Origin of the sequence: Bradyrhizobium oropedii, assembly GCF_020889685.1 — a bacterium.
Taxonomy (GTDB): domain Bacteria; phylum Pseudomonadota; class Alphaproteobacteria; order Rhizobiales; family Xanthobacteraceae; genus Bradyrhizobium; species Bradyrhizobium oropedii.
This window is the reverse complement of record NZ_JACMYO010000016.1, coordinates 28,065-52,953: the sequence shown is the minus strand read 5'-3', so window position 1 is coordinate 52,953 and position 24,889 is coordinate 28,065. Positions and strand designations below refer to the sequence as shown.

Genomic DNA, 24,889 nt, shown 5'->3' with positions numbered 1-24,889 from the left:
TTGTCCGGGCGATTCAGTATTCCAGAGACGTCAGCGATTGAATCGAGAAGCCTCGGCGTACTGGATGCCCCGCTTTCGCGGGGCATGACGAGCAATGCGCGCGGCGGTCTCGCCTTGCAATGACGTCCTAGCTCGCCTTCCGCGCCGCCAGCGCGTCCGCCACCGCCGTGCGGATATCGGCCACCGAGAACGGCTTGGTCACCACGTCATGCACGATCGCATTGAGGCCTGAGGCGCGCTCGCGCTGATGCGCGAAGCCGGTCATCAGCAGGATCTTCAGCCCGGGGAAGTCGCGTGCTGCGGTCAGGGCCAGCGCGATGCCGTCCATCACGGGCATCTGGATGTCGGTAAGCAAGAGGTCGAACGCGCCCTCATCGCGCGTCAGCACCTCCAGCGCCTCAGCGCCGTCCTGCGCGGTCACGGTCTCGTGGCCGTCCATGGCGATGGCGCGCGCCACCAGCGAGCGCATCGAGTCTTCGTCGTCGGCGATCAGAACACGCGTCATGGTGATTGGTCGATTCCCGAGGTGTCGGCCGGCAGCCTCAGGCGCGGCCGCCGGTGAGATCACGCTTGTTGAAGAATCGTACGTCGATATTGCGGCCTTCGGGCGGCGGCGAGGCGAGGCGCGACTTGAAGAAGGCGCGCTCGCCGGGATTCAGCACCGGCTGCTCCAGCACCGCGTTCCAGGCATAGATTTCGGCACCTTGCGCGTCGCGGACCGAGAAGCGCAGCCGCGGCAGTTCGACCGGCTTCCGGGTCTGGCCGACGATCATGCCCTCGATGACCAGCACCGGCTTGCCGTCCACGGTCTCGTTGGTGATCTTGAGGTCCTTGAAGGCGAGCCCGCGCAGATTCACGTCGAGCCCGACCATCTTGTAGAACAGCGCCGTCTGCGGCAGCAGGCGCACCACGTCGTTGCGCCAGACGAACAGCGCGACGATCAGAGCCGCCATGGCAGCGCAGGTGGTCGGCAGCGCGCCGATCACCGGCATGAAGGGAATTCGGGGCAAGGAGGGCAGGCGGAACAGCCGGGGAAACCGGGGCAGGCGGAAGCGGCGCCGGGTTCCGGTCGGCTCCTGGCCGTCGGCATGAGCTGCGGCATCCGCGGCGGCCACCGCCGGCCATTCCGCTGCGGCGTCGCCCTCGGGTAGATCGGCCGAAATCGAGGGGCTTTCGACCATCGGGGTCTCGTCAGCCTCCTCGCGGCCCATCGCGTCCCATTCGGCGGCGAGATCGGAGCCGGCGGACTGATAGGCCAGAGTGGGCGCCACAGCCCCGATCGCGTCCTCCGGCCGGGCCAGCCAGACCTCCCGGCAGCGGGAACAGCGGACGGAGCGTCCGGCCTCCCCCAGGGTGGCCGGATTGATGGCGTAGGATGTTGTACAATGCGGGCAAACGATATGCATATGGAGCCGAATCTCCACCGTGTGGTATGCCCGGATGCTACCGAGCGACCGTTAACGAATCGGAAACCATAACCGACGCACAAGCTTTCTGTGCGGTTCGCGGCCGCTCGGCAGGTGTTCGGACCGTCGTGTTGGGTATTGGGCCACTGGCCCTCTCGAACGGAGCTAGCGCATTGGTTCGGTTCGAAAATGTCGGTTTGCGCTACGGGCTCGGCCCGGAGGTTCTGCGCGACCTCTCGTTCATGATCCCGGCGCATTCGTTCCAGTTCCTCACCGGCCCGTCGGGCGCGGGCAAGACCTCGCTGCTGCGGCTGTTGTTCCTGTCGCTGCGGCCGACCCGCGGGCTGGTCAATCTGTTCGGCAAGGACATCTCCCTGCTCAACAAGGACCAGGTCGCCGACCTGCGCAAGCGGATCGGCATCGTGCTGCAGGATTTTCGCCTGCTCGACCATATGACGACCTATGAGAACGTCGCGCTGCCCTTCCGCGTGATGGGCCGCGAGGAATCGAGCTATCGCCGCGAGGTGATCGACCTCCTGAAATGGGTCGGCCTCGGCGAGCGGATGGATGCGCTGCCGCCGATCCTGTCGGGCGGCGAGAAGCAGCGCGCAGCGATCGCGCGCGCGGTGATCTCGCGGCCGCAATTGCTGCTGGCCGACGAGCCGACCGGCAGCGTCGATCCGACGCTCGGGCGCCGCCTGCTGCGGCTGTTCATCGAGCTCAACAAATCGGGCACCGCTGTTATCATCGCGACCCACGACATCACGCTGATGGATCAATACGAGGCGCGGCGGCTGGTGCTGCATCAGGGACGGCTGCACATCTATGAGTAAGAGCGGCGACGAGAAAGTGTCGTTGGTCGATCTCGGGCGCGAACGCCCGCAGGTCCCCGCCACCGCACGCAACATGTCGCCGATCGTGCCGCGCGCCTCGATCTCCGGCCGCGCGCTGGTCGCGGTGGTCGCGATCATGACCTTCCTCGCCTCGCTGACGACAGGCACCGTGCTCCTGGTCAGCGCGTCGGCTGCCGAATGGCAGTCCGAGGTGTCGAGCGAGGTCACCATCCAGGTGCGCCCTTCGCCCGGCCGCGACCTCGATCGCGATGCGCAGGCGGCGGTGGACGCGATGCGGGCGCAGCCCGGCATTCTCGAGGTTCGTCCGTTCAGCAAGGAGGAATCCGCCAAGCTGCTGGAGCCCTGGCTCGGCAGCGGGCTCTCGATCGACGAGCTGCCGGTGCCGCGCGTGATCGTGGCGCGGGTGCAGCCCGGCACCACGCTCGATCTCGCCGGCTTGCGCGCTCGGGTGACGCAGGCGGCGCCGACCGCGAGCGTCGACGATCACCGCGCCTGGATCGAGCGAATGCGCTCGATGACCGGCGCCACGGTGTTTGCCGGCGTCGGCATCCTGATCCTCGTGATCATCGCCACCATCATCTCGGTGTCGTTCGCGACCCGCGGCGCGATGGCGTCCAACCGTCCGATCGTCGAGGTGCTGCACTTCGTCGGCGCCGGCGACAGCTTCATCGCCAACCGCTTCCTGCGGCATTTCCTCCGGCTCGGCCTCGAGGGCGGGCTGATCGGCGGCGGCGCGGCGATGCTGGCGTTCGGCTTCTCCGAGTCGATCGCCAACTGGTTCTCCGGCACGCCGGTGGGCGACCAGTTCGCGGCCCTGCTCGGCACGTTCTCGCTGCGTCCGTCGGGTTACCTCGTCCTGGCGTTGCAGGCGGTGCTGATCGCGGCGATCACCGCATGGGCGTCGCGGCGCACCCTGTTCGCCACGCTCGACGACATCGACTGACGGCCCGCGGCGTCGCAATCATGGGGCCGGTTTCGTGATCGCGGGTCGTCGCCAGAGTGTGATTTCGCCTGCATCGGCACGGCCCTGGCCGGGCAAAACCGGTTTCCACTTTTCCGGATCATGCTCTAAAATCCCCGGGGGGAAGGATATCAGCATCACATGAGTTTGCAGCCCGACGATACGTCGCCGAAAGGCCATGCCGCGCAGCCGCGCGGCTGGCTGCGCGTCGTCATCGTCGTGCCGCTGGCGCTTGCCTTCGTTGCCGCCGCGGTCGGCTTCATCGGCTTCCTGTCGCAATTGCGCGGCGTCGAGACCGACCCGCCGCACAATGCCGATGGGATCGTGGTGCTGACCGGCGGCTCGTCGCGGGTGTCGGATGCGATGGAACTGCTGGCCGCGGGCTACGGCAAGCGTCTCTTGATCTCGGGCGTGCACCCGACCAACGATGCCGGCGACATTTCGCGCTCGGTGCCTGACAGCCGGGGGTTGATGAGCTGCTGCGTCGATCTCGACCGCTCGGCGGTGAACACCCGCAGCAATGCGGCTGAGACGCGGCGCTGGGCGCGCGAGCGCGGCTTCAAATCGCTGATCGTGGTGACCTCGAACTACCACATGCCGCGGGCGATCGTGGAACTGTCACACGCGATGCCCGATATCACGCTGATCCCGTTCGCGGTGGTCGGCGACAAATGGCGCGACGAGCCCTGGTGGACGAGTGGCGCGGCGTTCCGTCTCTTGCTATCGGAATACGCCAAATATGTCGCGGCGGAGATGCGGGTGCGGTTGGCCGATATCGGCCTCGACCTGACCTCCGACCTCGCCGAGCCGGCAGCCGCGCCACGGCGCCCGGCAACGGCACAGGCGAATTGATGTCAGTCATCGTCATTCCGGGGCGATGCGAAGCATCGAACCACAGATGCGCACCGCGCATCGGGGAATCTCGAGATTCCGGGTCTGGTGCTAGCGCACCATCCCGGAATGACGGCACGAGAGAGTAGTTTTAGAAATGACTTCGATCTTCCTGCGCTCGCTGATCTTCAACGTGCTGTTCTATCTCGTGCTGGTGCTGCTCTGCGTCATCGCGCTACCGGCATTGCTGCTGCCGCGCGGCGCGATGATGGCAATCGAAGCCGCATGGGCCAGCACCAGCCTGTTCCTGATGCGCGTGATCTGCAACATCCGGATCGAATTCCGCGGCGTCGAAAAGATCCCGAGCGGACCGCTGGTGATCGCCTCGAAACACCAGTCGTTCTGGGAGACGTTTGCGCTGATGCGTTTCTTCGAGCATCCGCTGTTCATCCTCAAGCGCGAGCTGATGATGATCCCGGTGTTCGGCTGGTACCTGAAGAAGGTCGGCATGATCTCGGTCGAGCGCGGCGGCGGTCCGCGCTCGCTGATCAAGACGCTGAAGCGTGCGGCGGCCGAGGTCAAGCTCGGCCGGCAGCTCGTGATCTTCCCCGAAGGCACCCGCACCGCGCCAGGCGCTGCGCCGAACTACAAGGCCGGCGTCGCCCAGATCTACGCCGAGAGTGGCGTGCCGTGCCTGCCGATCGCGCTCAATTCCGGGCTGTTCTGGCCGCGCCGCACCTTCATGCGCTATCCCGGCACGCTGGTGGTCGAATTCCTCGATCCGCTGCCGCCAGGCCTGCCGCGCGACGAGTTCATGACCCGCCTGCGCGACCAGATCGAGACCGCCACCACCCGCATCGTCGACGCCGGCCGCGCCGAGCAGGCGAAATTGTTCGGCGGCGTGCCGAGCCCGAAGGGGTAGGGCGTAAGTGTGACCATCTAGACTCTGGTCGGCGGCTCCAGTTGGGCAAGTTCCTCTCTGAGAGGCGCCCAGCCGTGAGCCATCATGACAGTGCTCAGGAGCCCGCGAAGAGAAAAGCTGATCTCAAAAATCTCGCCTGTCTCCGCCTCGAGCTCGAAGCTCGCTTTGGGGTCTTCTTCCGTCAATGGGCCGCTTGTCATGCTGCGACCCAATACGATCATCGGTAGCCGCGTTCGCTTTGCCAATAGAACCGCTCCTATTCTGCGTGCGACGCGCCAGCGCGGCGCGCCGCGGTCGAAATGATGGTCACCGCATCACGAACGGATTCGCCGGCACGTCCGTCGCGGTCGAGATCCAGACGCTCTTGGTTTCCTGATATTCGCGCACCGCGTCGATGCCGCTTTCGCGGCCGACGCCGGAAAACTTCATGCCGCCGAACGGCATCATGTAGCTGATGGCGCGATAGGTGTTGACCCACACCGTACCGGCGCGGAGTAGCTTCGGCACGCGGATGGCGCGGGCGAGATCCTTGGTCCAGATGCCGGCGGCAAGGCCGTAGATCGTATCGTTGGCGATGCGGATAGCGTCTTCCTCCGTGTCGAACGAGATGATCGACAGCACCGGCCCGAACACCTCCTCGCGGGCGATCCGCATGGTGTTGTCGACGTCGGTGAAGATCGTCGGCTCGACGAACTGGCCGCCCTTGATGCCGTCGCCGGAGGCCGGCTTGCCGCCCAGTAGGCAGCGCGCGCCCTCGGCCTTCGCGATATCGATGTAGTCGAGCACCTTCTTGTACTGCGCCGGCGTCGTGATCGGCCCGACATTGGTGTCTGCTTGCATGGGATCGCCGATCTTGGCGGATTTCGCGAGCTCCAGCACGCGCGCGACGAACTTCTCCTTGATCGAGCTCTGCACCAGCAGGCGCGATCCGGCGATGCAGGTCTGCCCCGTCGCGGCGAAGATGCCGGAGATCGCGCCGGCCGCAGCCGCAGTGAGATCGGCATCCTCGAACACGATGTTCGGCGACTTGCCGCCGAGCTCGAGCGAGACGCGCTTCAGGCTCTTGGCCGCGGTCTCGTAAACCTTTGCGCCGGTTGTGTCCGATCCGGTGAAGGTGATCTTGGCGACGCCGGGATGTGAGATCAGCGCCGAGCCCGCCTCGGGGCCGAAGCCGGTCACCACGTTGAAGATGCCGTCGGGAATGCCGGCTTCCTTGGTCAGCGCCGCGAATTCCAGCGTGCTGGCCGAGGTGAATTCCGAGGGCTTGACGACCACGGCGCAACCGGCCGCGAGCGCGGCGGCGCATTTCCAGGCCACGAACAACAGCGGCGAATTCCAGGCGGTCAGCGCCGCGACGACGCCGACCGGCTCATGCGTCGTGTAGGCAAACGTGTCGGCCTTGTCGATCGGCACCAGGCCGCCTTCGAGCTTGTCGACGAGCCCGCCGAAATACCACCACCACTCCGGATGGTAGCGGAGCTGGCCCAGCATCTCCGCCATCAGCTTGCCGTTGTCGCGCACCTCGATCTCGGCGAGACGCTCGGCGTTGGCGGCGACGAGGTCGCCGAGCTTGCGCATCGCCTTGCCGCGCGCGGACGCCGTCATCTTCGCCCACGGGCCGTTCCACATCGCCTCATTGGCGGCCTTCACAGCCTTGTCGGCATCGGCGGCGGTGCCGCGCGGGATCTTGGCCCAGGCCTCGCCGCGATAGGGATCGATCGATTCGAACCACTCGCCATTGGCCGGGTCGACATACTGGCCGTTGATGTAGAGCTGATAGGTCTTCATGACATCCTCCCGCACGACGATGGTCTGTTTGGCGAAACGTTATCACGCATTGCGCGACGCCGTCATAACGCAGCTGCGTGAGCGGGCTGCTCGGCGGTCAGGCGTGCGTTGCGGCAAGCTCGGCCGCGATGATCGCGCCGAGCGCCATGTCGCTCTGCTGGCCGAATCCGTGATGCACGATGTTGCCGTCGCGACCGATCAGGATGCTGGTCGGGGTTCCCTGCATGCCGTAGCGCTGCATGGTGACGGGGATCGGCGTGCCGTCGCCGGCCTCGTCGACGCCGATCGGGAAAGTCAATCGATACTCGTGGATGAAGGCTTCCAGCGACACAGGCGTCATCGCCGCGTGGTGCTCGAAGACGGTGTGCAGCCCGATCACCCGCAAATCCGAATGCTTGAACAGCTCGAAGGCGCGCTGGGTCTGCGGCGTGCCGTGCGCGACGCAGCCCGGACACAGCATCTGGAACGCGTGCAGCAGCACCGGCCGGCCGCGCAGCGCGGCCAGGGTGAGGGGCTCGCTGCTGTTGAACCAGCGCGACACGGCGATTTCGGGTGCGGGAGTCACGGCCTGGTTCCTTGCGTCTGCCACTTCGCCGCAGGGTGGCAAGATCGATGTCGATCTGTCAACGACCGGCGGCGCCTGATGCTGCGCGCCGTGCGCGGCGTGCGGCGCGCCGCCGCTGGGTCCAGAGTCTGGCGCGGTCGAGATAGAGATAGACCACGGGCGTGGTGTAGAGCGTCAGGATCTGGCTCAGGATCAGTCCTCCGAAGATCGCGATGCCGAGCGGCTGGCGCAGCTCGCTGCCTTCGCCGAGGCCGATCATCAGCGGCACCGCGCCGAACAACGCGGCGAGCGTCGTCATCATGATCGGGCGGTAGCGCATCAGGCAGGCTTCGTAGATCGCATCGCGCGACGACAGCCCGCGCTGGCGTTCGGCATCGAGCGCGAAGTCGATCATCATGATGGCGTTCTTCTTCACGATGCCGACCAGCAGGATCACCCCGATCATGCCGATGATGTCGAAATCGGTGTGCGACAGCATCAGCGCGGCCACCGCGCCGACGCCGGCCGAGGGCAAAGTGGACAGGATCGTCAGCGGGTGGATGTAGCTCTCGTAGAGCATGCCGAGCGAGATGTAGATCGTCGCCAGCGCGGCCAGAATCAGGAACAGCTCGTTGGCCAGCGCCTGCTGGAAGACCTTTGCGGAGCCCGCGAAGCCGCCGGAAATGCCTGCCGGCATGCCGAGCGTATGCATCGCATTCTCGATCGTGGTGGTCGCCGTGCTCAGCGAGACGCCCGGCGGCAGATTGAAGGAGATGGTGCTGGCGACCAGCAGATCCTGGTGGTTGACGGATAGCGGCGTCTCGCCATGCTCGAAACGGGCGACGCTGGACAGCGGGATCATCGTCTCGGCGCTGGTCGAGACCGCGGTTCCGGTCGAGGCGACGCCCTTGCCGGTGGCGCCGATCGAGTTGGTGGCCTGGTTGCGCACCACATTGGCGGCGACCGAGCTGATCGAGCTCTTCTGCGACGACGACGCCACCGTTCCGGCCACCGCATTGGTGCTCTGGGTACCGCTCGCCGAGCCGCCCGAGGTCGAGATGTAGACCTCCTTCAGGGTCTGCGGGTCCTGCGAGAAGCGCGGCGCGACCTCCATGATCACGTGATACTGGTTGCGCGCGACGAAGATGGTCGAGACCTGGCGCTGCCCGAAGGCGTCATAGAGCGTGTTGTCGAGCTGGCTGACGGTGATGCCGAGCCGGGAGGCGGCGTCGCGATCGATCACCAGATTGGCCTGCAGCGCCTTGTTCTGCTGGTCGGTGTTGACGTCGGCGAGGGTCGGCTCCCTCTGCAGCGCCGCGACGAGCTTCGGCGTCCACTCGTTGAGCTCCTCGAAGGTCGAGCCCTTCAGCGTGTATTGATACGCGGCGTTACCCGAACGCCCGCCGGCGCCGAGATCGCCGATCGATTGCAGGAACAGGGTGGCGCCCGCCACCGTCGCGAGCTTGTCGCGCAGCCGCTCGATCACCTTGTCGGCGCGCAGCTTGCGTTCGTCCATCGGCTTCAGCGAGGCGAACACGGTGCCGGTGTTGGTGCCGCCTGGACCGACGCCGCCGCCGCCGGTGAAGCCGACCGCGGTATCGACCGCCGGGTCCGCCTTCACGATGTCGATGAACTGCGTCAGCTTCTGCTGCATCAGCTGGAACGAGGTGCTCTGGTCGGCCTGGATCGAGCCGACCAACAGCCCGGTATCCTGTTGCGGCACGAAGCCCTTGGGCACGACGGTGTAGAGATGGACGTTCAAATAGAGCGTGCAGCCCAGGATCAGCATCACCAGCAGCGGATGGCGCAGCGCGAGGCCGAGCGTCGCGCGGTAGCCGCTCAGCATCAGCTCGAACACGCGCTCGCTGATCCGGTAGATCCGGCCATGCGGCTGGTCTTCCTCCCTGCGCAGCAGCACGGAGCACATCATGGGCGTCGTGGTCAGCGAGACCACCAGCGAGATCACGATCGCGATCGTGATGGTCATGGCGAACTCGCGGAACAGGCGACCGACCAGGCCGCCCATCAGCAGGATCGGCACGAACACCGCGACCAGCGACACGCTCATCGACAGCACCGTGAAGCCGACCTCGCGGGTGCCGAGCAGCGTGGCCTCCATACGCGACAGCCCGGCATCCATGTGGCGGGTGATGTTTTCCAGCACCACGATGGCGTCGTCGACCACGAACCCAGTCGCTACCGTCAGCGCCATCAGCGAGAAGATGTCGAGCGTGTAGCCGAGCAGATACATCACGGCGAAGGTCGCAATCAGCGACACGCCGACCGCCACGACAGGCACCAGCGTCGCCCGCGCATTGCGCAGGAAGGCGAACACCACCAGGATCACCAGGGCGACCGCGATCAACAGCGTGATCTCGACGTCGTGCAGTGAGGCGCGGATCGTCTTCGAGCGGTCCATCGCCAGCGTGATGTCCATCGCCGGCGAGACCGAGGCCCGGAGCTGCGGCATCAGCCCCTTCACATTGTCGACCATCTTGATGATGTTGGCGCCCGGCTGCCGGTACACGATCATCACGACGGCCGGCTTGCCGTTGGAAAGGCCGAGCGTGCGCACGTTCTCCACGGAGTCGATGACGTCGCCGACATCGGTCAGCCGCACCGCCGCGCCGTTGCGGTAGGCGACGACCAGCGGCTTGTAGTCGGCCGCCTTCCGGGCCTGGTCGTTGGCGTAGATCTGGTAGCGCTGGTGGCCGACGTCGATGCCGCCCTTCGGGCTGTGCGCATTGGCGCTCGAGAGCGCGGCGCGGACGTCCTCGAGCCCGATGCCGTATTTGTAGAGCGCCGGCGGGATCAGCTCGACGCGCACCGCGGGCAGCGAGCCGCCGCCGACCGAGACCTCGCCGACGCCCTCGACCTGCGACAGCTTCTGCGCCAGCACGGTCGAGGCGGCGTCATACAGCTCGGCCGGCGTCAGCGTGTCGGAGGTCAGGGTGTAGATCAGGATCGGCGCCGAGGCCGGGTTGAACTTGCGGTAGGTCGGATTGGCGCGGAGGTTGGTCGGCAGATCGGCCCGCGCCGCGTTGATCGCCGCCTGCACGTCGCGCGCGGCGCCGTTGATGTCGCGGTCGATGTCGAATTGCAGCGTGATGCGCGCAGAGCCGAGCGATGACACCGAGGTCATTTCGGTGACGCTGGCGATCTGGCCGAGGTGACGTTCCAGGGGGCTCGCCACGGTGGAGGCGACGTCGGCGGGGCTGGCGCCGGGCAGGGTCGCCTGCACCATGATGGTCGGGATGTCGACGTCGGGCAGCGGCGACACCGGCAGCTTGAAGAACGCAATGATGCCCGCCACCACCAGTCCAAGCGACAGCAGCGTGGTGCCGACCGGTCGGCGGATAAAGGGCGCGGAGAGGTTCATTGCATCAGCAAGCGATGTTTGCGGATCAGCTTCTATCCGTCTGCGCCGCGATGCAAAAGCCTAAATGTCACAGGGCGCTGCCATACAGAAGCCGCGATGTGTCTGGCCGCAACAAAGGTCACGGCCGCGGACTACTTCGCCGCGTTCTGGCTGGCGTCGACGAAGTAGAAATCCTCGCTTCCCGGCACCGAGCCGTAGCTGAACGGCTGCTGCCGGCGATCGGTCGCGGCCATGACGTCGTCGCGCACGAGGTCGAACAGCTTGCGGATCTCGATCCGCGGCGTCTGCATCCGCTTGATCAGGGCCGTCACGAACGGGCTGTGGCCGCCGTCGCCGTCGAGCGCGACCTGGCCGTGCTTGGCGGCGTAGACCACCAGCGTGCCGCTGTCGGGTTCGATCTGCGCCAATCCCCTGCCGATGGAGCGTGAGGCGACGGTCCGCTTGATCTGGTTGGCGAACGGGTTGTCGCGGCAGGCATCGAGAATCACGAGGTGCAGCTTGCGCGCGCCTTCGGTTGCGCCCATCACCTGGGTCAGCGCGACCGCCTCGTACGGCACGTCGCGGTCGGTCGCGAGTTTCGCGTCGACCGGCACGAGATAGTTCTCGCCCGCCATCTCCATGCCGTGCCCGGCATAGTAGATCACCGCCCAGTCGGCGCCGTCGGCGGCGTTGGCGAATGACTTCAGCGCCTCGACCAGGCTATCCCGCGTGGCGTCGTTGACCAGCCGCACGTCCTGCAAGCCTGTGGCGCGCAGCGTCTCGGCGATCGCTGCCGCGTCCTGGACGGGGTTCGGCAGCGTCGGGACGGAGCGGTATTTTGAGTTGCCGACGACAAGGGCGACGCGCCGTTCGGTCGTTGCCGCCTTTGGGCCCGCGCCGACCGGCGCGATCGGAACGGCCGCGGCGAGGGCGGGGGCCGGCTTGGCCGCACCGTGATCCGCGACGACGCTCTTGTCCGTGCTGGCAATTTTATCGAGCCGTTGCAGGCCTTCCCTGGCGAGGCGCTGCCCTTGCGTGCGGTCGAGCTGATCGAGGCCGATGACGTCGAGCGCGTGGCGGAAGTCGGCGCGCGCATTCTCGATATCGCCCTTCTTCTCGTCGGCGAGGCCGCGGCGGGCGTAGTTCAGCGCGCCCTGGGCATTGAGTTGCGTCGCGTGGTCGTAATCGCGCATCGCCTGATCGAGCTCGCCCTTGTTGGCCAGCGTCAGGCCGCGCAGCGAGTAGAATTCGGGCTGGCCGTCCTGGATCGCGATCGCGCGATCGACGTCGCGCGCCGCACTGTCGATGTCGCCGGCGCTGATCTCGATCACGGCCCGGCAATAATAGGGACCGCTTGCGCGCGGCGCGACCTTGATCGCATCCTGGCAATGCAGCGCCGCGAGCCGATCCTTGCCGCTGAAATCATAGACCAGCGCCCGATTGACATAGGCGTACCAGGAATTGGGATCGAGCTCGATGGATTTGCCGTAATCGGCCAGCGCGCGATCATAGTCCCCGGTGGCAACGAACAGCTCGGCGCGATTGTTGAACCAGCCGGCGCTGAACGGACCGGCAGGCTTGAGCTGGATGGCTCGATCGAAGTCGCCCAGCGCGCGGTCGTAGTCCTGGTTTTGCAGATAGACCTTGGCACGCTGGCCATAGGAGGGCGCGAACGCCGGATTGATCGCGATCGATTGATCGTAGTCAGCCTTGGCTTTCTCCAGATCGCCCTTGTTATGCCAGGCGAGCGCCCGGTTGTAATAGGTGATCGAAAGGTCGCGCCCCCTGGGATTGAGCGCGATCAGGCGGGTGCAGGCGGGGATCACCAGGTCAGGCTGCGAACTCTTGGCATCGCAAACTGCGCCATCCTCTCTCAGACCAGCAAAAGATGGGGCGTTCAGCAGCAACAGCAGGCCGATTGCGGCGAGCTTGGGCAATGAGGGGCGCATTCCGGTCATTCCATTCCAGCGACCGGAAATTGAGACCACAATGTTGTTCGCGCCGTGGCAAAAATCCGCGAACCGGGTTCCTCGGCGCCGACAATCGGCGCGGCCGGACTCAGGCTGGATCGATCCCGCCAGCCGCACGCGCATCCCGGTGCAGCGAGCCTGAATCGTGCAGCATCGTCGCAAGCTGATGCAGCTGGGTGTCGCGAAAGCCCTGCTTCTCGATCGAGGCAACGGTCGAGAGCACATAGTCGCGGTTGTTGCCGGAGCGGCCATGGCCCTGCTGCACCAGGCGCTGCTGCTCCGAGAGCGACAGCCGTCCGGCATATTGCACATGGCCGCGATCGACCACATAGGCCAGCGCAGAGACGCGATCGCGCGTCGCGTTCTCCAGCCACACCGAGCGCATCACCTCGCGATAGACGTTGGTGGTCTGCTCGCGTGCCCGCAAATAGGCGATGGTGTCGTGGCGCAGGCGCGCGGCGACGCGGAATGCGATGCCGCGGCAGGCGCCGCCGCGGTCGAGCCCGAGCACCAGGCCCGGCTTCTCCGGCGTGCCGCGGTGGTCGAACGAATAGACGCAGAGCGCGCGATGCTCGCCGATCAGCCGTGCCGGCACCTGCTCGAGATACTCGAAGCCCGGCTTCCACATCAGCGAGCCGTAGCCGAACACCCAGAGGTCGCCGTCGGTTTCGGAATGGGGGGGATTTGCTGACATCGCGCAGATGGGCTAGCAGAACAACGAGTCGAAGCGAAGCAAATTCCGTGATGTTTCCAAGAGTTGCGCAGGAGTTGCGCAGGGGTTGCCCTTCGCTTGCGGCCGCTTAGATTTGACAAATTCGCCCGCCAAAGGACCTGCATGTCCGATTTGACCTCCGCCCCCCGCCGCCGCTCGCGCTTCGGCCTCTATGCCGTCCCCGTCGCGGTCCTGATCGCCGCGGTCGCGTGGAGCGGCTTCTGGTTCTTCGCAGCTTCCCAGGTCGGCGTGCAGGCCGACGCCTGGCGCGCCCAGGAGGCGAAGGCCGGCCGGGTCTATGATTGCGGCAACCGTTCGGTGGCGGGCTACCCGTTCCGATTCGAGGTCCGCTGTACCGATCCGAGCGTGATGCTGGTGTCGCAGACCGCTTCGCCGCAGATGGCGTTCGTGGCGCGGCTCGCCGAGATCCTGGTGGTGGCGCAGGTCTATGATCCCAAGCTTGTGATCGCGGAGTTCAAGGGCCCGGCCACGGTCGCCGAGCGCAACGCGCAGCCCACGCTGTCGGTGAACTGGAGCCTCGGGCGCAGCAGCGTGGTCGGTCTGCCGGCGGTGCCGCAGCGCGCCTCGCTGGTGTTCGACAATCTCGCCATCGACCGCACCGGCGGTCTCGCGCCGACGCCGCTGATGCGCGTCAATCACATCGAGCTGCATGGAAGGCAGGTCGACGGCTCGGCCCCGGACAGCCCCGCGATCGAGACCGTGCTGCAAATATCAGGCGGCACATTGCAGGAGGTGCATCCGCTGCTGACCCAGCCGTTCAACGCCGACATCCATGCGCGGCTGAACGGGTTGAAGGATTTCTCGCCGAAGCCGTGGCCGGATCGTTTCCGCGAGATCCAGGCGGCCGGCGGCAGCGTCGAGATCCAGCAGTCGCGGATCGAGCAGGGCGACGTGCTGTCGGTCGCGGCCGGCACGCTGCGCCTGAACGCGCAAGGCCGCATCGACGGCGAATTGCAGATGACGGTCGCCGGCCTCGATCGCGTCATCCCCGCGCTCGGCATCGACAAGATGCTGGAGGAGGGCGTGCCGCAGTCGACGCTCGATCGCGTCGCGCCGGGCGTGAAGAGCCAGGACCTCAGCAATCTCTTCGGCGCGCTGGATCGCGCGATCCCCGGCCTCGGCAAGGTGATCAAGCAGAACGCCAATGCCGGCATTTCCGCCGGCATCAATTCGCTCGGCACCGAGGCCACGCTCGAAGGCAAGAAGGCGCGTAGCTTCCCGTTGCGCTTCGCCGACGGCGCGGTGTTTTTGGGGCCGCTGAAAGTCGCGCAGATCCCGCCGCTGTTCTGAAAGCATCCGTCATTGCGAGCGAAGCGAAGCAATCCATTGCGCCGCATATGCGGAAGCATGGATTGCTTCGTCGCTATCGCTCCTCGCAATGACGAAGCCAACGAGCATTGTACGGCGGATTAACGTTAGCGTAATCCGCCCTACGCATCGTCAGCCGGGATGAAGCGGAGTGTGCCGGCGCGGCGCGTCGGCTTGCCGGTGTCGTTGGTGTGGTTGACACCGTCCATGACCGGCACCTCGGGGAAGTCGAACGGGCTTATGCCGTCCAGGCAGGCCACGTTGACGGCATAGAGGTTCTGGTCGGATCGCCGCTGATGATGGGTGTAGATGCCGCAACGGGAACAGAAGAAGTGCTGCGCCGATCCGGTATGGAAGCGGTAGCTTGTCAGCATATCTTCGCCTTGCAGGAACCTGATTCCGCCCATTTCCGCCATGGCGACGACGGCGCCGCGCATCCGGCAGTAGGAGCAGGTGCAGCGGCGGATCGAATTGAAGCCGTCGCTGAGCGCTGCCTCGAAACGCACCGCACCGCAATGGCACTGGCCAGCCCGAACCCTCGCGTCGTCCACCATGTTGCCTGCTCCTGTTCACGGCCTGCGCTGAATACGACGTATCTCCAAAATCGGGGTCGGACAATCCTGCAAAACTCGCGCATGGCGCGAGAAAAACTCACGCGAAAGGCTTCGTAGGGCGGATGAGCCCTAAGGCGTAGTCCGCCATCGTTCGTCATCGGGAATGCTCAAACGGACCGACTTCGCGGATCACCTTGCAGATTTGCAGGAAGCCGCTGGCGTAGAATTCGGCATGTCCTCGCTTCATGGTTTCGACATGGTCCGGATGATTGCGCCAGGCCTCGAGCGCTTGCTCCGAAGCAAAGCGAAACAAGGTGAGCTCCTCGCCATCCTCTGCCTTGAACGATTTGACCGACAAGAATCCCGGAAGGCGGCTGACGATGTCGTACATGCGTTCGCCCAGCCGGTTGTATTCGTCCAGAGCTGCGTCACCGCGCAACTTCAGGTCGCCGACCACAATGATTTCACCGATCATGTTGCTGTCCTTTGGTCCGTAGAATGTCCGTGGCAGACTGAAAGCAACTGCCCGTACCGACAATTCGATCTCGCAACCGGTGTTGTTACGCATCGGCCGTGCGGCGGATTGCGCTGACGCTGATCCGCCCTACGCACCGGACGCACTCACCACTCCCTCGCGCGCGATATCGTGCGTCGTGGCAATCTATTCCCGCGGTCGCGATGAGAAAAACGTGACCGCAATAATGCGGGTCGCCGCGAATATCATTCCCCGAGTACCGCTCTCTCTCGCCTGAGGAACCAACCTCGTGTGGAGGAAGCGATGCGAATTCTCGGGGGAATTCTGCTCGGCAGCATGCTGCTGTCGGCAGGTCCGGTGCTGGCGGAGGACGATGCGTCCGAGCTGCGTGCGTTGAAGGCACGTCTCAAGCAGCTGGAACAGAAAATGGAGGTGCAGGCGCGCAAGGAGGAGGCGCTGGCCGCCAAACAGAGCGCAATGCAGCATACGCAGATGGCCGCGAAGGCGCCGGTGCCGTTCGATCCCTGCGCATCGGGCAAGCTCTGCTACAAGGGCGTCACCTTCACCTTCGGCGGCTGGGTCGACCTCACCGGCATCTATCGCACCCGCAATCTCGCGTCCGACACCGGCTCGGTCTACGCCTTCATTCCGTTCCCGCAGAGCAAGAATTTCAATACCGGCGAGTCGCGCTTCTCGGCGCGGCAGACCCGCTTCTCGGTGCTTGCGGAAGCCGAGGTGTTCGCCAACACCCGTGTCGCCGGCTACGGCGAACTCGACTTCGAAGGCGCGGCGCAGACGGCGAATTCGGTCGCGACCAACTCCTTCAATCCGCGGCTGCGGCAGGCCAGCGTCGAGATCGATCGCACTGATCTCGGCCTGCACGTCCTCGCCGGCCAGAGCTGGTCGTTGAACGCGCCGAGCAAGGCCGGCATCGATCCGCGTGGGGTCGATGCACCCGGCGTGATCGATTTCGAATCGGTGCCCGGCTTCCTTGCGGCGCGGCAGCCCGGCATTCGCGTCTGGCAGGATATCGGGCCCGAGGTCAAGCTCGCGGTCTCGGCGGAAAACCCGCAGACCTCGTTCTTCGGCGGCAACACGCCGCTGGTCGGCACGCCTGCGGTCGGGCCGCAGGGCGTGCTCAATCCGAACGTGCTGGTCAACCTCACCGGTCCGGGCGGCAGCTTCTTCAACAACGCCAACAATGTCAGCCTCAACCACGTGCCTGATTTCACCGTGAAGGGCGCGTGGGATCCGCGGCTCGGGCCCTACAAGGTACATGTCGAGGGCTGGGCGATGTATCGCGACTTCTACGATCGCTTCAACTTCGCCAACCACGACGTCAACACGGTGAGCTTCGGCGGGCATTTCTCGGCGGAGATCGTGCCGAAGCTGCTGGAGCTGCAGGGCTCTGCGTCCCACGGTGCGCTCGGCCGGTTCACCGCGACGCCGTTCCCGGATGCAACGCTGCGCCAGGACGGCACGATCCAGCCGCTGCCGATCACGGCCTTCCTGCTCGGCACGGTCTGGCACACGACGCCGTCGCTCGATCTCTACGCCTATGCCGGCCTCGAGAAGACCAAGGCGACGTTCTCCAATGTCGGCACGGTGCCATTCGGCTACGGCAATCCGCTCTACAACAATCTCGGCTGCAACATCGAGAATTCGCCGGCGGCGACCTGTAACGGCAACACCTCGGAGGTCAGGCAGTATACCGCCGGCTTCTACGACACGATCTTCAAGGGCGACTACGGTGCGATCAAGGCCGGCGTCCAGTACTCCTACAACCAGCGCTTCGCCTTCGCCGGTGTCGGCGGCGCGCCGAGGACCGACGACCACATCATCATGTCGCAGATCCGCTACTACCCGTTCTCCCCGTAGGAACGGAGAGAGGGAGCAGAGCCGGTAAAGGAGACAGCAGATGAGGATCGTGAGCAGACCGAAGGGGAGGGCCGTGATCGCTCGCGAACTGATGATGGTCAGCCGCGCCGCGCATGTGCTGCAGCGAACCGGGCTGGCGATGGCCGGTGCCATGGGCGGCACCTTCGTCGCCGCTCAGCTCGCGAAGGGCCACATCGCTTTCTTCGGTACACTTGCCTTCATCGCGACGACGATCGTGGTCGGCGCCGTCGGCTTCTATCTCGGCATCGATATTCCGAAGCCGACGGTGCGCGTGACAGGGCGCATCGACGCCGTCGAGCTTCTGAGCGCCGGCGGCATCTTTCTCGCTGCACTCGCCGCGCTGGTGTCGGTCTATGGCATCGTGTTCGACGAGATTCCGCCACGGGCCTGGGAATTCGTGTTCGGCTCGTGCTGGTTCGGCGGCGATGTCATGCTGGCAATTGCCGGTTTGGCCGGCCGTCAGCGGCTGGCGCAGAAGGTTGCAGTGGCGTCGGCGGGACCGATCCGGGATCAACGGATGAAACGGTGAGGGATCGGCGATGTCGGCGCGTCCGAGCCGCCCTGTGCCGATCGATGCGCCTCTGCGCCAATCTGTCCCGTAGCTGAGCCTGCCCGATGCGATACCCTTGCCGAAAAATCGGGGAGGGACATCATGCCAGCAAAATTCAGCCGCCGTCACGTCATCGCTGCCGGAGCGGCTTCTGCCGCGATGCCTTGGCTGGCACGCGGAGCCTCGGCGCAGGCTGGGTGGCCGTCGCGCCAGATCCGCATGATCTGCAGCTACCCCGCGGGCGGGCAGACCGACCTGCTGGCGCGCGCCTTTGGCGAGTTCATCTCCCGGCAAGTCGGGCAGACCGTCGTGATCGAGAACAAGGCGGGCGCCTCGGGCTCGATCGGCGCCGCCGAGGTCGCGCGCGCCGCGCCGGATGGCCACACCATCCTGTGCTCGATCTCGACGACCTATGTGATGAATCGGGCGATGATGAAGAACCCCGGCTACGACATGGACAAGGATCTGACGCTGGTCAGCGTCATTCCGGGCGCCGGGCTGCTGCTGGTCGCGAGCCCGAAGCTCGGCGTCAAGTCGCTGGCCGACTTCGTCGCCCATGCGCGAAGCAGCGGCAACGTGAACTTCGGCACCTACAGTGCGGGCTCCGCCCCGCACATGACGATCAACGAGCTCAACAAGCAATACGGCCTCAACATCGAGCCGATCCACTATCGCGGCGAAGCGCCGATGTGGACCGGGCTTGCGGAAGGCACGCTCGACGTCGCGATGGGCAGCTACACCGCCGCGCAAACCGTGCTGCAAAGCAGCCGCGGCGTCGTCTTCGGGGTGCACTCGAAGAAGGTTGGCGCGATTTCCGAGATCAAGACGTTGCCCGAGCAAGGCGCCACGTCGAAATTCTTCACCGTGAGCGGCTTCTCGGGCTGGGCCTTGCCGAAAGCGACGCCGCAGCCGATCGTCGATCGGCTGTCCGAGCTCTGCGTCGCCGCCAACAACGATCCGAAAGTGAAGGAGGTGCTCGCCACCTTCGTGCTGGAGCCCGCGATCGGCTTCAAGGAGACCAATGCGCTGTATCAGCGCGAATTGCCGGTCTGGATGGACGCCGCCCAGTCGCTCGGCCTGCCGCCGGCGTAGACATCTCTTCTCGTCATTCCGGGTTCAACCCTGCGGGCTGCCCATACATGTCGCAAGAACGCGACGCTGTGCCCCCGGCCCCAGCTGTCATCGCCCGGCCCGAACACCTGACCGGGCGATGGCACCGAACAAGATGTTTGAAGTTGTGCATCGAGCGCTATCCTCGGTGTCGTCCCTGCGAAAGCAGGGACCCATAACCACAAATGCCGATTGCTATGCGATGCTGGAACGACGAGTCGCTTCAACCACATTCGCCGCGGAGTATGGGTCCCTGCTTTCGCAGGGACGACGGCGCGTATGTGGGCTCAATCCCCGCTACGTCTTCAGCCCGCCTACTTCTTCAAATTCGCATGCGGGCGGCCGAAGTCGGGCGCGGCGGAGTCCTGGCCGATCTCGACGATGCCGCGGCGGATGGCGCGGGTGCGGGTGAAGTGGTCGAACAGCGCTTCGCCGTCGCCGCGCCGGATCGCGCGGGTGAGCTTCGACAGATCCTCGGTGAAGGTGCCGAGCATCTCGAGCACGGCGTCCTTGTTGGCGAGGAACACGTCGCGCCACATCGTCGGATCCGACGCTGCGATGCGAGTGAAGTCGCGGAAGCCGCCGGCGGAGAATTTGATGACCTCGGATTCCGTCACCTGCGCCAGCTCGTCGGCGGTGCCGACGATGGTGTAGGCGATCAGATGTGGCAGATGGCTGGTGATCGCGAGCACGAGGTCATGATGGTCCGGCGTCATGATCTCGACCTTGGCGCCGAGCGCGGCCCAGAACGCGCGCAGCCGGTCGGTCGCGGCGGGATCCGTGCCTTCGGGCGGCGTCAGGATGCACCAGCGGTTGATGAAGAGTTCGGCGAAGCCGGAATCGGGACCCGAATGCTCAGTGCCGGCCACCGGATGCGCCGGCACGAAGTGCGCCGTCTTCGGCAGATGCGGCGCCATGTCCTTGACGACGGCGCCCTTCACCGAACCGACGTCGGAGATGATGGCGCCGGGCTTCAGATGCGCGGCGATCTCGGCCGCGACCGGACCGCAGGCGCCGACCGGGATGCAGAGGATGACGAGATCGGCATCCCTGACCGCCTCGATACTGGTCTCGACGACGCGGTCGACGATGCCGAACTCGGCGACGCGCGCGCGGGTCTTCTCCGAGCGGGCGGTGGTCACGATCTCACCGACCAGGCCTTGCGCGCGCGCGCCGCGCGCGATCGAACCGCCGATCAGGCCGAACCCGATCAGCGCGATGCGGTTGAAGAGTGGAGCCGTGGTCACGATGTCACTTTCCGGCCAGGAAGTCGCGCAGCCCCTCGACCACGAGGCGGTTGGCTTCCTCGGTGCCAACGGTCATGCGCAGCGCATGCGGCAGCTTGTAATTGTTGAGCGCGCGCAGCACGAGGCCGCGCCGCGTGAGATAGGCGTCGGCTTCCGCCGCAGTCTTGCCCTGGTCGGTCGGGAAGTGGATCAGCACGAAGTTGGCGACGCTTGGCGTCACCTTGAGCCCGAGCTTACCGATCTCCTCGGTCAGCCAGTTGCGCCACTGTTCGGTGTGGGTCCGCGACATCTGCACATGTGCGGAGTCCTCGATCGCCGCCACCGCCGCCAGCATCGCCGGTGTCGTGACGTTGAACGGGCCGCGGATCCGGTTGCAGGCATCGACGATATGCGCCGGCCCGAACATCCAGCCGATCCGCAGCGCGGCAAGGCCGTGGATCTTCGAGAAGGTGTGCGTCACCACCGTGTTGTCCGTCGTCGCGACCAACTCGATGCCGAGCTCGTAGTCGTTGCGCGAGACATAGTCGGCATAGGCGGCGTCGAGCACCAGCAGCACATGCGAGGGCAGGGTGGCGCGCAGGCGCTTGACCTCGTCGAACGGGATATAGGTGCCGGTCGGATTGTTCGGATTGGCGAGCCAGACCAGTTTTGTGCGTGGCGTCACCACCTTCAGGATGGCATCGACATCGGCCGTAAAGTTGGTCTCGGCGGCAATCACGTTCTTCGCGCCGTTCGCCATGGTGGCGATCGGGTAGACCAGGAAGCCGTGGGTGGTCGAGATCGCCTCGTCGCCGCGCGCGAGATAGGTGTGCGCCAGCAGATTGAGGATCTCGTCGGAGCCGGCGCCGCAGATGATGCGGTCGGGATCGAGCCCGTAGGCGCGGCCGATCGCCTCGCGCAGCACGCGCGAGGTGCCCTCCGGATAGTCCTCGAGATGGTCAGCCGCGCCCTTGTAGGCCGCGATCGCCTTCGGAGACGGGCCGAACGGCGTCTCGTTGGCGGACAGCTTGAACACCTTGCGGCCCGGTTCCGGCACCGGGCTCTTGCCGGGCGTGTAGGGCGCAATATCGAGGATGCCGGGGTTCGGCACGGGGCGGGACATCATCAACTCCGGATTACGGGGCGGCTAGCTTCTGGCCGATCCGTTGGTGGGCACCGTATAGCGCGTTGCGTGGCTGCCGACGAGGGCCGAAGAGCGCACCGAGGCGCCGGCCTTGATCAGAGCGAGCTTGATGGTCTCGAAGCCCTTGCTCTCCGGGTCCTGACCGGCGACCGAGACCAGCAGCGCCGCGCCGTCGAAGGCGGTGTCGGGGACCGCGACGATCTCGGCGAGCGGCGCCAGCGCGCGGGCGACATCGGCGTTCCAGCCGGAAACGCGGACGCTCCACATCTGGACCTCGGTCACCATCGCATCGTCAGCGACGCGGGAGACCAAGAACACCGGCAACGCGGCGGGATGGTCGGCGCGTTCGAGAAACGGCAGCCGCGCGATGATCTTCGGCGCGCCATCGGCCTCGAGCGCATTCCACCACGGCGTGCGGCTCGCGATCGCGGAGACCAGTGCGAGGTCGCCCTTCGATTTCGCCACCGCCTCCACCGCGGCCTGCGCGCTGAAATGCGAGACGTAGGGCACCACGAAGCCGAAGTGAAACCGCGCCGAGTCGCGCATCGCCGACTCGCCGACGGACACATCGGCGTGCACGGCGAACGGCGCCTGCACATAGGTGAAGGTCGAGATGATGACGCGCCAGATGCCCTCGATGGTGTCGAGCGGCAGGATGCCGCGATGACGCTGCACCAGTTCGCGCATCATGCTGGCTTCGCGCGCCGGGCGGAACGCGGAGCCGACCTCCTGGGTCTTCTTGACCTGGATCAGGCGGTCGATGATGTCGCCGCGCGCCATCAGCAGGCGGTGAACCTGCTCGTCGATCGCGTCGATCTCCTTGCGCAGCTCCTGCAACGAGGGCGGCGACGGGGGTGGCTTGGACATGCTCTAAAACCTTGTCGTCCGGGCGGCCCGATGCCGTGCCGGACAGGGTCCCTGATTAGGAAAGACGGGCAGCGAAAGCAAAGAGAAACGTCGCAGCCGTGCCTTGCGCATTCGGTTAACCATCGGGGCCCGGCAAGGGGACGTTCGCCGGCCGCCTTGACGACGGGGGGCCTGAGGACTAGGTTCGCTGCACTCCGTGGTCATTTGAGCCGGCCGGCTTGCAGCCACGTTAAACAACTCGCTAAACAGGCCGGGGACAGATCAGCTCCCGGCCGAACCTATGTTCAGGCCGGGTTTTTTATTGGCCTGATTTCTGTTCGAGCCCTCCCGCGCGGAGGCTGGGTCGCCTAAATGAGCAACGTGCGTCCGATACCGAGCCCGCAAACCCAGAGCGATGATCGCGCCCATGAGGCCGATCATCCGTCGTCATTGGTGGCGAAGTTCGGCATGGATCAGCCGCTGAAGCTCGATTGCGGCGTCGATCTCGCACCGTTCCAGATCGCCTATCAGACCTATGGCCAGCTCAATGCCGACCGGTCCAACGCGATTCTGATCTGCCACGCGCTGACCGGCGATCAGCACGTCAACAACATCCATCCCGTCACGGGCAAGCCCGGCTGGTGGGAGACCATGGTCGGGGCCGGCAAGCCGATCGATCCCGACAAATACTTCATCATCTGCTCCAACGTGATCGGCGGCTGCATGGGCTCGACGGGCCCTGCGTCGCTGAACCCTGCGACCGGCAAGATGTGGGGGTTGGATTTCCCGATCATCACGATCCCCGACATGGTGCGCGCGCAGGCGATGCTGATCGATCGCCTCGGTATCGCGACGCTGTTCTGCGTGGTCGGCGGTTCGATGGGCGGCATGCAGGTGCTGCAATGGACCGCGGCCTATCCCGAGCGCGTGTTCGCGACGCTTGCGATCGCCTGCTCGACGCGCCACTCGGCGCAGAACATCGCATTCCACGAGCTCGGCCGCCAGGCTGTCATGGCCGATCCGGACTGGCGTGGCGGCCGTTATGTCGACGAGGACACCCATCCGCATCGCGGCTTGGCGGTCGCGCGGATGGCCGCGCACATCACCTACCTCTCGGACGCCGCGCTGCATCGCAAGTTCGGGCGGCGGATGCAGGACCGCGAGCTGCCGACCTTCTCGTTCGATGCGGATTTCCAGGTCGAGAGCTACCTGCGCTATCAGGGCTCGTCCTTTGTCGAGCGCTTCGACGCCAATAGCTATCTCTATCTGACCCGCGCGATGGACTATTTCGACATCGCCGCCGACCACAACGGCGTGCTGGCGAAGGCGTTCACCGGCATCCAGACGCGGTTCTGCGTGGTGTCGTTCACCAGCGACTGGCTGTTTCCGACCTCGGAATCGCGCGCGCTGGTGCACGCGCTGAATGCGTCGAGTGCGCGGGTGTCGTTCGCGGAGATCGAGACCGATCGAGGTCACGACGCCTTCCTGCTCGACGTGCCCGAATTCCTCGAAATCTCCCGTGCCTTCCTGCTGGCCGCAGGCAAGGCACGCGGACTGAAGGACGACGGCCAGTCATGAGCATGCAGCAGACATTGCCCTTGCCGGGCGTCGCGCCGGAGCGGACCGGCGGCTATCGCAGGGATCATCTTCTGGTCGCCGAGATGGTGCGGCCGAGCTCGCGCGTACTCGATGTCGGCTGCGGCGATGGCGAATTGCTTCAGCTCTTGGAGAGCCGCGGCATCGACGGCCGCGGCATCGAGCTGTCGCGCGAGGGCGTCAATGGCTGCGTCGCCAAGGGGCTCGCAGTGGTGCAGGGCGACGCCGACACCGACCTCGTCAACTATCCCGATGATGCGTTCGACTACGTGATCCTGTCGCAGACCTTGCAGGCCACGCGGCAGCCCAAGGTGGTGCTGGAGAACCTGCTGCGGATCGGCCAGCGCGCCATCGTCTCGTTCCCGAATTTCGGGTTCTGGAAGATGCGGCTGCAGCTCCTGATCGGCGGCCACATGCCGCGGACCGAGAATCTGCCGGCGAGCTGGTACGACACCGCCAACATCCATTTCTGCACCATCAAGGATTTCGTGGAGCTCTGCGAGCAGATCAACGTCAAGATGGAGCGCGCGGTGGCGCTCGATCTCTACGGCCGCCCGGTGCCGCTCAATTTGCCCTGGTGGGTGTGGAACATGTTCGGCGAGCAGGGCGTGTTCCTGCTCAGCCGTGGTGGGCAGGGTAGCGACAAGGCCAAGTGACAGCTGTGTGACACGTCAACCCGGCGTCGCCACCTGCGACATCGGATCGCGCACCGGCCAGAGGCCGCGGCTGAATCTTTGCAATCCTTCAACGAAATCCGTGGAATCCCCGCCGATTCAGATCGTCGGCCATGACAGGGATGGGTTGTCGGTGTGCA

22 protein-coding genes and 1 riboswitch are annotated in these 24,889 nt (G+C 65.6%); of the genes, 10 read left to right on the top strand and 12 right to left on the bottom strand.

Features of this window, described 5'->3' with window-relative positions:
* Positions 1-127 precede the first annotated feature (127 nt).
* Both H8A95_RS07280 and H8A95_RS07275 read right to left on the bottom strand, forming a co-directional pair.
* Positions 128-505 (bottom strand): response regulator, encoded by a 378-nt coding sequence (locus tag H8A95_RS07280; protein ID WP_229182547.1) that lies wholly within the window; start codon positions 503-505, stop codon positions 128-130.
* Positions 506-542: 37 nt separating this feature from the next.
* Positions 543-1,406 (bottom strand): MJ0042-type zinc finger domain-containing protein, encoded by an 864-nt coding sequence (locus tag H8A95_RS07275; RefSeq protein ID WP_229182546.1) that lies wholly within the window; start codon positions 1,404-1,406, stop codon positions 543-545.
* 173 nt (positions 1,407-1,579) lie between these two features.
* Here H8A95_RS07275 and ftsE point away from each other — a divergent pair, with 173 nt between their 5' ends.
* From ftsE to H8A95_RS07255, 4 genes are all read left to right on the top strand, one after another.
* Entirely contained in the window at positions 1,580-2,239 is a 660-nt protein-coding gene (gene ftsE, locus H8A95_RS07270) for a cell division ATP-binding protein FtsE (RefSeq protein WP_229182545.1), read from the top strand.
* A complete protein-coding gene (locus H8A95_RS07265) occupies positions 2,232-3,203 on the top strand; it encodes a cell division protein FtsX (protein ID WP_229182544.1) in 972 nt (323 codons plus the stop codon). The genes ftsE and H8A95_RS07265 overlap by 8 nt, the downstream gene beginning before the upstream one ends.
* Before the next feature lie 159 nt (positions 3,204-3,362).
* A complete protein-coding gene (locus H8A95_RS07260) occupies positions 3,363-4,073 on the top strand; it encodes a YdcF family protein (protein ID WP_229182543.1) in 711 nt (236 codons plus the stop codon).
* Between the two features lie 136 nt (positions 4,074-4,209).
* Positions 4,210-4,974, top strand: coding sequence for a lysophospholipid acyltransferase family protein (locus tag H8A95_RS07255; protein WP_229182542.1), 765 nt, complete (start codon positions 4,210-4,212; stop codon positions 4,972-4,974).
* 306 nt (positions 4,975-5,280) lie between these two features.
* On the opposite strand, the gene H8A95_RS07250 is transcribed toward H8A95_RS07255, so the two are convergent.
* The 5 genes from H8A95_RS07250 to H8A95_RS07230 all read right to left on the bottom strand — a co-directional run bounded on the left by H8A95_RS07250 (position 5,281) and on the right by H8A95_RS07230 (position 13,328).
* Positions 5,281-6,762, bottom strand: a complete 1,482-nt coding sequence (locus tag H8A95_RS07250; protein WP_229182541.1) for an aldehyde dehydrogenase — start codon at positions 6,760-6,762, stop codon at positions 5,281-5,283.
* A 97-nt stretch (positions 6,763-6,859) separates the two neighbouring features.
* Complete coding sequence (locus H8A95_RS07245; RefSeq protein WP_229182540.1) at positions 6,860-7,327, bottom strand: peroxiredoxin family protein; 468 nt, start codon at positions 7,325-7,327, stop codon at positions 6,860-6,862.
* A 58-nt stretch (positions 7,328-7,385) separates the two neighbouring features.
* On the bottom strand, positions 7,386-10,685 hold the full coding sequence (locus tag H8A95_RS07240) for an efflux RND transporter permease subunit (protein ID WP_229182539.1): 3,300 nt from the start codon (positions 10,683-10,685) through the stop codon (positions 7,386-7,388).
* A gap of 131 nt (positions 10,686-10,816) precedes the next feature.
* The gene (locus tag H8A95_RS07235) at positions 10,817-12,613 is read right to left on the bottom strand and encodes a caspase family protein (protein WP_229182538.1); all 1,797 of its coding nucleotides are present in this window, start codon (positions 12,611-12,613) and stop codon (positions 10,817-10,819) included.
* 109 nt (positions 12,614-12,722) lie between these two features.
* Entirely contained in the window at positions 12,723-13,328 is a 606-nt protein-coding gene (locus tag H8A95_RS07230; protein ID WP_229182537.1) for a gamma-glutamylcyclotransferase, read from the bottom strand.
* A gap of 141 nt (positions 13,329-13,469) precedes the next feature.
* Between H8A95_RS07230 and H8A95_RS07225 the strand changes: the two genes are divergently transcribed.
* Entirely contained in the window at positions 13,470-14,657 is a 1,188-nt protein-coding gene (locus H8A95_RS07225) for a DUF2125 domain-containing protein (protein WP_229182536.1), read from the top strand.
* A 140-nt stretch (positions 14,658-14,797) separates the two neighbouring features.
* On the opposite strand, the gene H8A95_RS07220 is transcribed toward H8A95_RS07225, so the two are convergent.
* Both H8A95_RS07220 and H8A95_RS07215 read right to left on the bottom strand, forming a co-directional pair.
* Positions 14,798-15,229, bottom strand: a complete 432-nt coding sequence (locus tag H8A95_RS07220) for a GFA family protein (RefSeq protein ID WP_229182535.1) — start codon at positions 15,227-15,229, stop codon at positions 14,798-14,800.
* Positions 15,230-15,383: 154 nt separating this feature from the next.
* Positions 15,384-15,704 carry an antibiotic biosynthesis monooxygenase family protein gene (locus H8A95_RS07215; protein WP_229182534.1) on the bottom strand — a complete coding sequence of 107 codons (321 nt, stop codon included), beginning with the start codon at positions 15,702-15,704 and terminating at the stop codon, positions 15,384-15,386.
* A 303-nt stretch (positions 15,705-16,007) separates the two neighbouring features.
* Between H8A95_RS07215 and H8A95_RS07210 the strand changes: the two genes are divergently transcribed.
* From H8A95_RS07210 to H8A95_RS07200, 3 genes are all read left to right on the top strand, one after another.
* Positions 16,008-17,582: a hypothetical protein gene (locus H8A95_RS07210; RefSeq protein ID WP_229182533.1), complete on the top strand. Its 1,575-nt coding sequence runs from the start codon at positions 16,008-16,010 to the stop codon at positions 17,580-17,582.
* A gap of 73 nt (positions 17,583-17,655) precedes the next feature.
* Positions 17,656-18,132: a hypothetical protein gene (locus tag H8A95_RS07205; protein ID WP_229182532.1), complete on the top strand. Its 477-nt coding sequence runs from the start codon at positions 17,656-17,658 to the stop codon at positions 18,130-18,132.
* A gap of 123 nt (positions 18,133-18,255) precedes the next feature.
* Positions 18,256-19,245, top strand: a complete 990-nt coding sequence (locus tag H8A95_RS07200; RefSeq protein ID WP_229182531.1) for a Bug family tripartite tricarboxylate transporter substrate binding protein — start codon at positions 18,256-18,258, stop codon at positions 19,243-19,245.
* A 332-nt stretch (positions 19,246-19,577) separates the two neighbouring features.
* Here the strand turns inward: H8A95_RS07200 and H8A95_RS07195 are convergent, their stop codons facing one another.
* Genes H8A95_RS07195 through H8A95_RS07185 form a run of 3 tightly spaced genes read right to left on the bottom strand, consistent with a single transcriptional unit; the run spans position 19,578 to position 22,500 of the window.
* A complete protein-coding gene (locus tag H8A95_RS07195) occupies positions 19,578-20,510 on the bottom strand; it encodes a prephenate/arogenate dehydrogenase family protein (RefSeq protein ID WP_229182530.1) in 933 nt (310 codons plus the stop codon).
* A 4-nt stretch (positions 20,511-20,514) separates the two neighbouring features.
* Positions 20,515-21,612 (bottom strand): histidinol-phosphate transaminase, encoded by a 1,098-nt coding sequence (gene hisC, locus H8A95_RS07190; RefSeq protein ID WP_229182529.1) that lies wholly within the window; start codon positions 21,610-21,612, stop codon positions 20,515-20,517.
* Positions 21,613-21,636: 24 nt separating this feature from the next.
* Positions 21,637-22,500: a chorismate mutase gene (locus H8A95_RS07185; RefSeq protein ID WP_229182528.1), complete on the bottom strand. Its 864-nt coding sequence runs from the start codon at positions 22,498-22,500 to the stop codon at positions 21,637-21,639.
* 186 nt (positions 22,501-22,686) lie between these two features.
* Positions 22,687-22,766: riboswitch (SAM riboswitch) on the top strand.
* Positions 22,767-22,851: 85 nt separating this feature from the next.
* On the opposite strand from H8A95_RS07185, the gene metX reads away from it, so the two are divergent.
* The gene (gene metX / locus H8A95_RS07180) at positions 22,852-24,057 is read left to right on the top strand and encodes a homoserine O-acetyltransferase MetX (protein ID WP_229182527.1); all 1,206 of its coding nucleotides are present in this window, start codon (positions 22,852-22,854) and stop codon (positions 24,055-24,057) included.
* Entirely contained in the window at positions 24,054-24,731 is a 678-nt protein-coding gene (gene metW / locus H8A95_RS07175) for a methionine biosynthesis protein MetW (protein ID WP_229182526.1), read from the top strand. Before metX ends, metW begins: the two co-directional genes overlap by 4 nt.
* The last annotated feature ends 158 nt before the right edge of the window (positions 24,732-24,889 follow it).